This is a genomic window from Vibrio sp. T3Y01, from assembly GCF_013114525.1.
Lineage (GTDB): Bacteria > Pseudomonadota > Gammaproteobacteria > Enterobacterales > Vibrionaceae > Vibrio > Vibrio chagasii_B.
This window is the reverse complement of sequence record NZ_VTXJ01000007.1, coordinates 200,520-212,989: the sequence shown is the minus strand read 5'-3', so window position 1 is coordinate 212,989 and position 12,470 is coordinate 200,520. Positions and strand designations below refer to the sequence as shown.

9 protein-coding genes and 1 other annotated feature are annotated in these 12,470 nt (G+C 45.2%); of the genes, 2 read left to right on the top strand and 7 right to left on the bottom strand.

The genetic code is table 11. The features are described from left to right. Positions 1 to 75: 75 nt before the first annotated feature. From thrC to thrA, 3 genes are read right to left on the bottom strand one after another with little or no spacing between them, the layout of a single operon-like run. On the bottom strand, positions 76 to 1,362 hold the full coding sequence (thrC, locus tag F0232_RS10005) for a threonine synthase (RefSeq protein WP_105058982.1): 1,287 nt from the start codon (positions 1,360 to 1,362) through the stop codon (positions 76 to 78). Further along, positions 1,359 to 2,315 (bottom strand): homoserine kinase, encoded by a 957-nt coding sequence (gene thrB, locus F0232_RS10000; protein ID WP_008224344.1) that lies wholly within the window; start codon positions 2,313 to 2,315, stop codon positions 1,359 to 1,361. The genes thrC and thrB overlap by 4 nt, the downstream gene beginning before the upstream one ends. 17 nt (positions 2,316 to 2,332) lie before the next feature. Next, the gene (thrA, locus tag F0232_RS09995; RefSeq protein ID WP_008224342.1) at positions 2,333 to 4,792 is read right to left on the bottom strand and encodes a bifunctional aspartate kinase/homoserine dehydrogenase I; all 2,460 of its coding nucleotides are present in this window, start codon (positions 4,790 to 4,792) and stop codon (positions 2,333 to 2,335) included. 29 nt (positions 4,793 to 4,821) lie between these two features. Further along, positions 4,822 to 4,940: a sequence feature (Thr leader region), on the bottom strand. A gap of 319 nt (positions 4,941 to 5,259) precedes the next feature. Between thrA and F0232_RS09990 the strand changes: the two genes are divergently transcribed. Then, positions 5,260 to 5,718, top strand: a complete 459-nt coding sequence (locus tag F0232_RS09990) for a ribonuclease regulator (protein ID WP_032498815.1) — start codon at positions 5,260 to 5,262, stop codon at positions 5,716 to 5,718. A gap of 64 nt (positions 5,719 to 5,782) precedes the next feature. Here F0232_RS09990 and F0232_RS09985 read toward each other — a convergent pair whose 3' ends face one another. Continuing rightward, a complete protein-coding gene (locus F0232_RS09985; RefSeq protein WP_061033359.1) occupies positions 5,783 to 6,268 on the bottom strand; it encodes a putative 4-hydroxy-4-methyl-2-oxoglutarate aldolase in 486 nt (161 codons plus the stop codon). A gap of 578 nt (positions 6,269 to 6,846) precedes the next feature. On the opposite strand from F0232_RS09985, the gene arcA reads away from it, so the two are divergent. Next, positions 6,847 to 7,563, top strand: a complete 717-nt coding sequence (gene arcA / locus F0232_RS09980; protein ID WP_004741534.1) for a two-component system response regulator ArcA — start codon at positions 6,847 to 6,849, stop codon at positions 7,561 to 7,563. Between the two features lie 124 nt (positions 7,564 to 7,687). Here arcA and F0232_RS09975 read toward each other — a convergent pair whose 3' ends face one another. The 3 genes from F0232_RS09975 to F0232_RS09965 form a co-directional block, all read right to left on the bottom strand. Next, entirely contained in the window at positions 7,688 to 8,131 is a 444-nt protein-coding gene (locus tag F0232_RS09975) for a hypothetical protein (RefSeq protein ID WP_008222882.1), read from the bottom strand. Between the two features lie 7 nt (positions 8,132 to 8,138). After that, positions 8,139 to 10,490: an aerobic respiration two-component sensor histidine kinase ArcB gene (gene arcB / locus F0232_RS09970; protein WP_105058983.1), complete on the bottom strand. Its 2,352-nt coding sequence runs from the start codon at positions 10,488 to 10,490 to the stop codon at positions 8,139 to 8,141. A gap of 150 nt (positions 10,491 to 10,640) precedes the next feature. Beyond that, on the bottom strand, positions 10,641 to 12,392 hold the full coding sequence (locus F0232_RS09965; protein ID WP_105058984.1) for a diguanylate cyclase: 1,752 nt from the start codon (positions 12,390 to 12,392) through the stop codon (positions 10,641 to 10,643). Positions 12,393 to 12,470 lie beyond the last annotated feature (78 nt).

Genomic DNA, 12,470 nt, shown 5'->3' with positions numbered 1-12,470 from the left:
ATCAGGCAATAAAAAAGGTGAATGATTGCTCATTCACCTTTCTCTTAACCATCAGGTTCTACACGCAAATAAAAATTACGCTGGTTGAACTCGACGAAGTACTGCTTTTAGTGCTTCAAAATCATTATCTAAATCTTCAGATAACAACTCCATTGCAGCGTGTTTAGCTAGCGGACCTGGCAATTCAATGTCTGAACCTAGGATATCATCAACCACTTCTTTGAACTTCGCTGGGTGCGCTGTACATAGGAACAAGCCAGTTTCATTCTCTTGAAGCTGCTCTTCCAGCAGGCGATAAGCAATCGCACCATGCGGTTCACATAGGTAACCTTGTGCTTTTAGGTCACGTACTGATTCAGCGCTCTGCTCGTCAGATACTTTACCTTTGCCCAGTGTATCCAAGCCCCAGCCTTTCAGTTGGCAAAGCTCTTCGATACGTGGCCAGTTGTTTGGTTGGCTCACATCCATTGCGTTCGATGTTGTCGCAACTGTCGGTTTTGGAGCCCACTCGCCAGTTTCTAAGTAACGAGGAACCGTGTCATTTTCATTGGTAGCGGCGATAAAACGCTTCACTGGTAGGCCAAGCGCTTTCGCTAATAGACCCGCAGTTAGATTGCCGAAGTTACCACTTGGTACCGAGATAACCAGGTTTTCACGTTGCTCTTTGGTTAGCTGAGAAGCCGCTTCAAAGTAGTAACAGATCTGAGCCATCAAGCGGCTGATGTTAATAGAGTTTGCTGAGTTAAGACCAATCTCTTCACGCAGTGCTGCGTCATCAAATGCATCTTTTACTAGCGCCTGACACGCGTCAAAGTCGCCATCAATCGCTACCGTGTGGATGTTCTTACCCAGCGTACAGAATAGTTTTTCTTGTAGCGGGCTGATCTTGCCTTTCGGGTAAAGAATCACAACGTTGATGTCTTCCATGCCGTAGAAAGCATGCGCAACTGCTGCACCAGTATCACCTGATGTTGCTGTCAAAATAGTGATTTGACCACCATCTGAAACCGCCGCTAGAGATTGCGCCATAAAGCGGCCACCGAAATCTTTAAATGCCAGTGTTGGACCATGGAAAAGCTCAAGTGCGTAAACACCATCTTTTACTTGGTTGATTGGTGCAGGGAATTGGAACGCTGCATCCACCATTTGATCGATCTGCTCTTTCGGTAGTTCATCACCGATAAGCGCCGACAAAATCTTTGAGCTACGAGGGACAAAATCCTCTGCTAGTAGCGCATCGATATCATCAAACTTTGGCAGCTCAGATGGGAAAAATAGACCTTGATTGCGACCTAAGCCTTGACGAACGGCTTGGCCAAAAGAGACTTGTTCATCATTTTCTTTGATGTTGTACAGTTTCATAACTCACTTCCTGTAACGATCGAACCTTGCTTATCTAGGCGACAAACGTGAACGAATCCTTCTTCATTTTGTACGTAATTTTGTTCTAACCAGCGTGCAACACGCTCGGCGACATCTTGTTCTTTGCAAATGCTAAATAGAGTTGGGCCACTACCAGAAATACCAGTAGCTAATGCACCTGCCGACAGCGCGTATTTACGTGCGTCAGCAAACCCTGGAAGCAGTTTCTCACGATATGGTTCAGCGATCACGTCTTTGATCATCTTCGCTGCCAGTTCAGGTTGGCCAGAGTGACACGCGTGGATAAAGCCCGCTAAGTGGCGACCATGAGCAATGATATCCTGACGACGGTATTGAGATGGTAAGATCTCTCTCGCTTCAGCCGTAGATACTTTAATGCCCGGATAAGCCATCACCCAGTACCAGTCATCAAAGCACGGCACTTCTTGGCTAATGATGCCTAGCTCTTCAAGCATTAGTTGCACACCACCAAGGTAGCACGGTGCTACGTTGTCGTAATGCACACCACCTGAAATTTTACCTTCCATCTCACCCATTAGGGCAAGCAGTTCAGTTTCATTCAGTGGCTGACCATGAAAACGGTTTAGCGCATCAAGCGCCGCTACGATTGAACATGCACTTGAACCTAAACCGGAACCGATAGGCATGTTCTTTTCTAGCGTCATTTCCAGTGGCTTAAGCGCAACGCCTTTTTTATCTAGCTCTCTAGAGAACACCACCCAGCAGTCGTAGACGATGTTTTCTTTGGCTTCAGTTGGCAGCTTAGAAACAAAGCTACCTGCTGTTTTAAGTGAGAATGGTTCATCACCTGCTTTAACCATAACTCGGTCACCCAGCAGTGTGCCATCTACTGGAGACACAGCGGCCCCCAGCACATCAAACCCTACACTGACATTACCGATTGATGCAGGAGCATAAACGACAACATCCATATCATTTGAACTCATTCCTAAACTCCTAATTTCCAACCAAGAGTACGCATCACATCAGAGAATACGCCTGCTGCTGTTACTTCAGTACCAGCGCCGTAGCCACGAAGTACTAGCGGGATTGGTTGGTAGTAACGGCTGTAGAATGCTAGAGCGTTCTCGCCATCTTTAATCTTGAACATTGGGTCGTCGCCATCAACAGCTGCGATACGAACCTTACATTTACCATCGGCGATCTCACCAACATAACGAAGTACTTTGCCTTCTTCTGCTGCGATAGCTGATTGCTCTTGGAAGTAAGCGTCCGCTTCAGGCAAGCGAGCCATGAACTCTTCAACCGTACCTGAATCATCAAAACCTGGTGGTAGAGCTTGGTCAACTTCAACGTCTTCAAGCTCAAGCGCCATGCCTGCTTCACGAGCAAGAATAAGTAGCTTACGCGCCACATCCATACCAGATAGATCATCACGTGGGTCAGGTTCTGTGAAGCCGTTGTCTTTCGCAATGTTGGTTGCTTGGCTTAACGTCATACCTTCATCAAGCTTACCGAAGATGTAAGAAAGAGAACCAGACAGAATGCCGTTGAATTTCTCAAGCTCATCACCTGCAGAGATTAGGTTCTGTAGGTTTTCGATTACAGGTAGACCTGCACCAACCGTTGTCTCGTACATCAGTTTACGACGTGAGTTACGTGCGACTTCACGCAGCTGATGGTAGTAAGCCATACTAGCTGTATTTGCTTTCTTGTTTGGTGTTACTACGTGGAAACCTGCTGCTAGGAAATCAGCATACTGCGCCGCAATATCTTCGCTAGACGTACAGTCAACCAATACAGGGTTGATGATATGGTTACGTTGAACAAGAGCGGCTAAGCGAGCGAGGCTGAACTCTTCTGTCGCACTCGACATGCGATCACGCCACTGTTCTAGTGGTAAGCCTTCACTGTCTAGCAATAAACCTTTGCTGTTGGCTAAACCACATACGCGAATCACGATGCCCTTTTCAGCCAGTTTGCCTTGCTGACGTTGGATCTGGTCAACAAGTTCGCCACCAACACCGCCAACACCAACAACGAATACGTCAAGGAAGTGCTTAGAGTTAAATAGGTTCTCGTGACACGCTTTGATTGCTTCTGAAATTTTATCTTCAGGGATAACCGCAGAGATAGCGCGCTCAGATGAGCCTTGTGCAATCGCAACAATGTTCACGTTCACTTCAGCTAAAGAAGAGAAGAACTGAGAAGCAACACCGCGTGAAGTACGCATGCCATCGCCCACCAAGGTCACGATAGCAACGTCATCCATGAACTCAACTGGCTCTAGCAGACCATCTTTAAGCTCAAGTTCAAACGCTTCTGATAGCACTTGCTTAGCTTTTAACTTATCAGCCGACTCGATACAGAAGCTGATGCTGTACTCAGAAGACGATTGAGTAATAAGAACAATAGATACGCCAGCCGAAGACATCGCGCCGAATACGCGGCTCGCCATACCAACCATACCCTTCATGCCTGGGCCTGATACGTTAACCATCGTTAGGTCACTTAGTGTCGTGATGCCTTTGATCGCTAGGTTATCTTCGCCAGTGTCTTGACCAATCAAAGTACCAGCACCTTGTGGGTTAAAGCTGTTTTTGATCAGACAAGGAATGTGGAATTGTGCGATAGGAGCAATAGTTTTCGGGTGTAGAACCGAAGCACCAAAGTAAGAAAGCTCCATTGCTTCTTGGTAGCTAAGTGATTTAAGCAGACGAGCATCATCAACTAAGCGCGGGTCACAGTTGTAAACGCCATCGACATCAGTCCAGATTTCACAGCAATCCGCACGTAGACACGCCGCTAGCACAGCTGCTGAGTAGTCAGAGCCATTACGACCAAGCGTGACTAGCTCACCTTTTTCATTACCAGCAGTAAAGCCCGGCATGATGTTAACGTGGCCTTTCGGAAGTGGTGATTGTTGGAAGTTCTGTGTAGAGACATCCACATCAACCATAGCTTCAAGGTGATCGCCTTTAGCATATAGGTATTGAACAGGGTCAATCAGGCTTGCTGGTTGGCCTTTCGCTTCCAACACTGCTTTCATTAACTGGATAGAGATTCGCTCACCTTTACTGATGATGCGAGCGTTGACGTGGTTTGGGCACATACCAAGTAGGTTGATGCCATTCACGAACTGCTTTAGCTGAGCAAGAGAAGTATCCACCTGCTCTTGGAACGCAGAACCATCAATTGAAGGTACGACCGCTTTGATCTCTGCAAATAGTGCATTAAATGAAGATTCGATCTCTGTAATCTGTGCGTCAGCTTCACCATTTTTTAGTGCAGCTTCAATAACAGCGACCAACTTATTGGTTGTTTTTCCTGGAGCCGATAGTACAACGGCTAGCTCTTCTTGCTGGGCATTATTAGCGATGATATCAGCCGCTCGTAAAAAACGATCTGCATCAGCTAATGATGAACCTCCAAACTTTAAAACGCGCATCCCTTTCTCCATAAGTCATAAAAATGGTACAAAAAAAGGCCTGTATCTTGTTGGATACAGGCCTTTTTTTTTAAATCCGTTACTTAGCAGCCTGCCCCAACAATGTTAATGTCGGTAATAATAATGGTTGTGGTCATTACTAGGTGGCTTACGTGCTGCATATCAAATTCTCTGCTTGTGCTTTACTCTACGTGTATCAATTTTTACCACTAGACGTCAATGAAAAGTTGCGTTTTTTTTACATTCAGACCGTTTTTCAGAGCAAACCGTCATTTCAGTGATAAAACATCCAGTGCGCACCGACAATTCAGAGGTACGGTTTGATAAACGAACAGATATTAGCAAATCAATTTCATATAAGGTCATAACAAAATGCTATATCGATTGTTCAGCAAGCATACAAGAACTGTGCTTTAATTGAACGATAACGTTCGCTGAACAATAATAAATAACATCAGGAGTGGGAAGTGAAGAGATTACTTATTCTTTTAGCCTTTGCTATGCCTGTTGTATGTTCAGCGAATAGCTTGCCTTTATTGCCGAGTCAAATTGATCGTTCGGCCCACAAGTTCTTTATTTCATCTCAAAACGCATCCAACGAAAGTTTCGATACTTGGAAAGTCGACAGCGGTTACGCGTACAGCTTATTCGATGACGTGGATGTTTACGTCGGTACACGAATCAACAATGCGTCATTGAAACATGAAAGTGGATTCTTGAGCGGTGTCAGTTACCAGTTTTCAGAAAGGGTCTCGTTCAACAGTTCTTTGCACACCTATAAAGATGAAACAGAAGACAGTGACAAATCTGTTGCGGCTGAGGTGTCGAGCCGAGTGCAACTGACCGACAACTTGGATTTGCATGCCACCCTTGATTACGAAGAGTGGCAGCAAGGTGTCGAAGTAGGACTAGGGTTTCGCTTCTAATCCATAAGCTTAATATCGATGGACAAAGTTATGATCCAAACCTCATCTGAAGATCACACACCACTTATGATTCAAGCAGCAACTCAGATGAAATTAGCACGCCATTCCAATCGGCATAAATGTAATCTCCAGGCTGAATCAATTGGTTATGCACCGTCAGTGTCACATTCACTTGGCCTACGCCACGCTTCTCGGTTTTGAATGGTGATGCACCTAGCGCCTGAACACCCAAGTCCATTTGTGACATCATTCCAACATCACGTACAGCACCGTTTACAATCACGCCTTCCCAACCATTCTCTATGGCAAGAATCGCGAGTTGGTCACCAAGCAGTGCTTTTTGACACGAGCCATTTCCGTCAACAACCAATACTTTGCCGCTGCCGTCAGTCTCTAAAACTTCGCGAACCTTCGAATTATCGTGATAACAACGAACTGTTACAATTTTTCCCCAGAACGCACCACGTTGACCGAAGTTCTGTAATGGAAGGTTAAGTAGGGTGACTTTGCTTTCAAACTCATCACACAAGTCGGGTGTTATATCGTGCATATATCCTCCGTGAGTAAGGCGTACCTGAAAATCAGGCGAGCCCCTATGCTTTTATATTGTTATTAAAAATTATTCCTTTGTTTTCATTGTTCTATGCTCAATTTAATACTGAATCAAGGTTGATTGAACATATTTATCTACTAGACTCTAAGGACAGCGTTCAGCTTCCTTGGTTCATAATCAGGTCTTTAGCGGGCGAGATGTGATCACTATCTCGAATAATCATTCTGGTTTTCCTGCTAAATAGTCACCATAACACTGGTTAAGTTGTAGCCATACTATTAAAGTTTGTTGCGATACGGCAATTGATGTAAATCAACAAAGTGAATGGAATTAACATTCTCGCGTTGTTAGCATGCTGTTAACATTATAGAATCCGTTGCAATCACTAAAAGAATGATTGAAAGGCGTACTGGATCTACGTTATTGGGCAATACTTCAAGGAAGGCAGATAGCTGGAAGTAAGTGTTTTTTTGAAAACTTTAAGTTATCATCAAAAATACATTACCTGTATGTTATGTTTTTGCCTAGAATTTATTCTATTAGCACAGTTTCGTCACAAATTTAGGTACCGCCAAATGCAAACCCCGCAGATTCTTATCGTTGAAGATGAGCAAGTAACTCGTAACACTCTAAAGAGTATTTTTGAAGCAGAGGGATATGCTGTTTTTGAGGCTAGCGACGGTGAAGAGATGCACCAAGTGCTATCTGACAACCAAGTTAACCTTGTAATTATGGACATCAACCTTCCAGGTAAGAATGGCCTACTACTTGCGCGTGAACTACGTGAGCAAGCAAATGTAGCGCTTATGTTCTTAACTGGTCGTGATAATGAAGTTGATAAGATCCTTGGCCTAGAGATCGGCGCTGATGATTACATCACTAAGCCTTTTAACCCTCGTGAACTGACTATTCGTGCACGCAACCTTCTTAACCGTTCAATGAGCACAAGCTCTGTTCAAGAAGAGAAGCGCAGCGTTGAGAAGTACGAGTTCAACGGTTGGGTACTAGATATCAACAGTCGTTCTCTGGTTAGCCCAGATGGCGAAGGCTACAAGCTACCTCGTTCAGAGTTCCGTGCTCTACTTCACTTCTGTGAGAACCCAGGTAAGATCCAAACACGTGCAGACCTTCTTAAGAAGATGACTGGCCGTGAGCTTAAGCCACACGATCGTACTGTAGACGTAACAATCCGTCGTATTCGTAAGCACTTTGAATCTGTTTCTGGTACTCCAGAAATCATCGCAACGATTCACGGTGAAGGCTACCGCTTTTGTGGTGACCTAGAAGACTAATTCGATTCGCGTTTCTAGTCGTTTAGCACATAGTGTTTAAACAGTTGAAGCGCAATCAATGGTTATTAAAAAGGGAGAATGCCAACGCATTCTCCCTTTTTTGTTGTTCTGAGTTGAATAAGGGTTAGTAAACCGTATCAACCTTAACGTCTTTCTCCACCAGCCATTTCACCGTTTCACCGTCTTTCAGTTCAACCGCAACATCAACCGGCTTTTCGCTGTCGATCTCTAGCTGCCATACAAACGCGACTTCCCACTGAGTCTCGCTGTGCGTTCTTAAATCAAGATCGTCAGCCGTTACTAACAAGGTATCTGCGCCTTGCTTAACGGTCACGCTTTCCACCGCCAGTGTTGCTGGTAATTCTGAATCTGACTCTAGGTAGATAGCGCCATGCAGAGTCTTGTCTTGAGTCTCTCCGATCGTTGGCATCTTGTTGTGCCAAAGGTTGCTTTTCATTGTGACTGTCGCTGCAGATACTTCAACTTGGTTGTCCTGCTGCCACTCAACTTGTGGTGCAGCACAGCCCGCTAATGCCACTACGCATGCGGCGAATGCTAATTTTTTCATTATTCTTCTACCTTTGGTTTAACCAACTCTTTAAGACTTCAATGTCATTCTGGTATTCGTTATTAATCTCATCGACCCAATCTGAAATATTTTCCCACCAAGCTGGTAGGTCTGGGGATTGGGCTTTTTGAGCTACTTGCTGGATGCGCTTCAAACCAATTGAACCTGCAGCGCCTTTTATCTTGTGCGCCTCAGAAACGATACTGGCTTGGTCTTTCGCGACCATATTGGAGTTCAATATTTCCATATACTCCGGCATCATATCTTCAAACATCACGATGCTATCTAAAACCGGCTTCGGTCCAACAATGTCAACATAAGACTCTAGCATATCAATATCAAGCAAACTGGTGTCAATCGAAGAAATCGTCGGCTTACTCTCCTCTACCTTTTCGGTCGCTCCGGCTTCTTTCACAGCCTCTGGTGCATCCTCGATAAGTTCGCTGATCACATCTTGAATCGCTCTCACGGATAGCGGTTTACTGATCGCTTCATCCATACCTTTCTGGAAATACTCTTGCTTGTTACTTAGTACATTCGCAGTCAATGCCACTAACGGCGGTAATTGGGGGTATTTCTCACGGTAGTACTGGGCAATATCGAAACCTGTCATATCTGGTAGCTGGATATCCAACAATACCAAGTCATAGTCTTCTGGGTTGAAGGCAATTTGCGCCTCTTTACCCGTCATCACCACCGTCACTTCATGACCTAGGCTCTCCAACAGAGAGCGCGCAACCGTGATATTGAGTTCGATATCTTCAACCATAAAGATCTTAAGGTTCGACTGTTTTCGAGGTGTCTTAATCAAGGCTTGAGTATCATGATTAACAGGCACACGAATCGAAACCGTGAAGGTACTACCAAAGCCCTCTTCACTGGTTACCTCAATGTCACCATCCATCATGTTGATCAACTGTTTAGAGACAGCAAGGCCAATACCTGTTCCCACTGCATGTAAGTTATCGGTGCCTGATTTCACCTGATAGTACATCGCGAAGATTTTCTCGAGCTCACTTTCAGGGATACCAATACCCGTATCTTCGACTTCCATGGTGATGTTGGCAAAGTCACCATCAATATCGGCGCTAACAGTCATCACCACGCCACCATCTTTGGTGAACTTCATCGCGTTACTAACTAGATTCCACAGTACCTGTCTTAGACGAGTACCATCAACTTCAACAGCCACAGGAAGATCAGACAATCGTTCTAAGTCGAACCTCAAACCTTTCTGTTCAGCCATCAGTGCCGAGATACTTTCGATCTCCACAACAAAGTCTTCAAAGTTGATCGGGGTTGGGAATAGCTCAAGCTTGCGACGGTCGAACTTATCCATGTCGATAATATCGTTGAAGATGTTACCCAGTGTTACCGCGCTCACCTTGATAGTTTGCATCTGTTTGCGCTGCTCACTGGTCAGTTGGCTATCAAGCAACATGCGGCTTAAGCCAATAATGCCGTTAAGCGGTGTTCTTAACTCGTGGCTGATAGTAGAAATAAAGGTGGTCTTATCACGGCTAGCTTTCTCAATGGACTCTTGATGCTCTTTACGCTCGGTAATATCACGACCGAAGCCCACCAAACCAAGATGACGACCATCTTTGCTGTAGAAAGGCACTTTACGCAGTTCGAAGTAGCTCTTACGTCCATCTGGGTACTCAAGCCATTGATCGTAGGTGAGAGCCTGGTTGTCAGCAAAAACTTTCTTATCTGTTTCAACAACTTGCTGAGCGATTTCTTTGCTGTAGACATCCCACGGCGTCAAACCCACCAAGTCTTTTTCTGTCTTGCCAGTGAGCTCCTCAACTGCACGGTTACAACCCGAGAACACGCCGTCCTCATTACGGTAGTAAATAAGGTCAGGCGAGGCATCGATAAACGAGCGCAGCAGTGCCGTTCGCTCTGCAAGTTCAAGCTGAGTGCGCTCACGCTGAAATACTTCATTCTCGAGGTCATGCATCGCTTCAGCACGCGCCTCTTCGGCCTTTTCACGCTCTTCAATTTCTTGATTAAGCTTCTCGATATTAAGCTGCAACTTATTATTCAGCTCTTGGTCGCGCTCTCGCATGTCGCCAAGTTTAGAGACTAACTTAGCTAAACGCTGACGAGACTCTTCCAGCTGATCAACAACCACTGACAGAAAGTAAACGGCCCAAGGTGTGATCACTAAACCGAAGAATACTGAGCGGACAATGTCGATGTCATCAACATTACCTTTAAGTGCGAGAGTGATGCCGACTTGCACGACAACAGCGAGGGCAACAAGCGCTAAGGCGAGTAAGATAGAAAAGCGGACAATCCCCAGCTTTACGAGTAGATCTACGTAATACTGGGCGAGATTTTTCATGGGTTTCATTTAGCGCTCCATGCGATAAGACTAGCAACATTCTACCCTGTTTGAAGATAGGAGGTAAGCTAGCTACATCACATGCAGCAAGAGAGCTGGGTTATATTGTTTAAAACAGATAACCCAAGTAAATAAAGGCTAAGTCAGTGATAAATTTATTTAGCGAATCGACGATGGATGCACGCTAGAACGATTTCGCCCATCAGACTTCGCTTGATAAAGCGCACTGTCAGCTAACGCTACCGCAGACTCCATCTCATCTTCAGGAGTCGGTACATAAGAGATAACACCAATACTGACGGTAATAAACTCAGAAACGGTCGATTTTTCATGGATCAGCCCCAGCTTTAGCACTTCATCATGAATTCGCTGTGCGACCATCAATGCTCCGTCCGCGGTTGTGTTTGGCAGAATAAAACCAAACTCTTCACCACCATAACGAGCCACACAATCTGACGAACGGTTAAGTACCTTCTTAAACGCCTGAGAGACTTGAATCAGCGCATCATCACCTTGTTGGTGACCGTAGTAGTCGTTGTAGCCTTTAAAGAAGTCGATATCGCACAACATAATAGTAAGTGGTAACTTCTCACGTACATGGTAATGCCACAGGGTCGACAGTTGTTCATCAAAGCGGCGTCGGTTAGAAACCTGAGTCAGACTGTCCATAAAGCTGAGACGCTCAAGCTCAAGGTTCGCCTCTTCCAATTTCTGCTCAGCAAGGTAACGCTCGGTGATATCGCGAGCCATGATCAACACACCATTCGTGCTAGACGCTGGATCTCTAAATGGCGACTTCACCACGTCATACCAAGTGTATTCACCATCACTAGAGATCACCTTGTCGATATAACGCAGTGATTTCCCTTGATGAAGCACCTGATGATCGGACTCTGAGATACGCATATACATGCTATTTGGCACCACATCCTGAAGGCGCTTACCGACCAAGTCACTGACCTCAGAAATACCAAGCGCTGCCACAAACGGCTTATTACAGGCTTGGTAAACCATGTTTTCATTAAAGATACCGATCGAGTCAGGGCTGGCTTCTAAGATGTTTTGTAAGATGGTGTCACGCTGAGCAAGGGCGACTTCGGTATCTTTACGTTTTTCCATCTCACCACGCAGTTTCTGCTGCATATCGTGCCAGTCGGTTACATCATGGCTAATAGAAAGCGTGCCGATGTTTTCCCCATCCTGAGATAACAACACACTTTGGTAGGTTTCAAGTAGGCAGCTTTTACCATCTTGGTCAGTCGTCCATGAACGTTCACTGACGCGGCCTTTTAAGGCTCCACCCGAAACGCTCAAAGTGCCCTCTTCCGGGCGACCATGCCAAAACTTCTTGAAGGAGCGGTTGCTTGCTAGCAATTCACCTTTTTGGTCCTTTACATAAATCAACTCAGACAGGGAGTCCAAAGCGGTACGGGCGACATTCAGTTCACGCAGCTCTTGGGATTGCTCTTCATTCGTGTTTTTGTAAGGTGATGCGTGAATCATCCACGCTTTTTTGTTTCTAAAGTGGATCTTACGCCCCACAAGATTGATCTTGAAGGACTCAAATTCAGACAGTGCCCAAAGCGAGTTCTGAGCAAATGATCGAGAGTTGATGTGATTGGTTAAGTATTGACGGAAACTATTTTCGCTTTCCACGGTAGGAAAACGAAAGTTTACGCCAATCTGGCGGATACCAAGCAACTGCATTGCCTGACGGTTGGAATACAAGATCTCGCCGGTCCGGACATCAACGAAAAATAGAGGGGATGGCGTCGAGAGAAGTAACTTTTCAATATGAGACTGATAACGTGAATAAAGATGCCAGCAGATCAGAGCAATCAGCAACATGAAAACGATATAAACACCGTAGCCATACGCTCTGTCCCACAACCAAGTCATTACCAGTTCCATCTACTCTCAATCTATACCATAAAATCTGTGAGGGAAATGTTACCACTATTTACTGGTTTTATCTGCTGTTACCTACTT

What these genes read in the sequence shown, in the direction of transcription:
- thrC (WP_105058982.1), bottom strand. Translation starts at nt 1,362, where the DNA reads ATGAAACTGTACAACATCAAAGAAAATGATGAACAAGTCTCTTTTGGC.
- thrB (WP_008224344.1), bottom strand. Translation starts at nt 2,315, where the DNA reads ATGGATGTTGTCGTTTATGCTCCTGCATCAATCGGTAATGTCAGTGTA.
- thrA (WP_008224342.1), bottom strand. Translation starts at nt 4,792, where the DNA reads ATGCGCGTTTTAAAGTTTGGAGGTTCATCATTAGCTGATGCAGATCGT.
- F0232_RS09985 (WP_061033359.1), bottom strand. Translation starts at nt 6,268, where the DNA reads ATGCACGATATAACACCCGACTTGTGTGATGAGTTTGAAAGCAAAGTC.
- arcA (WP_004741534.1), top strand. Translation starts at nt 6,847, where the DNA reads ATGCAAACCCCGCAGATTCTTATCGTTGAAGATGAGCAAGTAACTCGT.
- F0232_RS09975 (WP_008222882.1), bottom strand. Translation starts at nt 8,131, where the DNA reads ATGAAAAAATTAGCATTCGCCGCATGCGTAGTGGCATTAGCGGGCTGT.
- arcB (WP_105058983.1), bottom strand. Translation starts at nt 10,490, where the DNA reads ATGAAACCCATGAAAAATCTCGCCCAGTATTACGTAGATCTACTCGTA.
- F0232_RS09965 (WP_105058984.1), bottom strand. Translation starts at nt 12,392, where the DNA reads ATGGAACTGGTAATGACTTGGTTGTGGGACAGAGCGTATGGCTACGGT.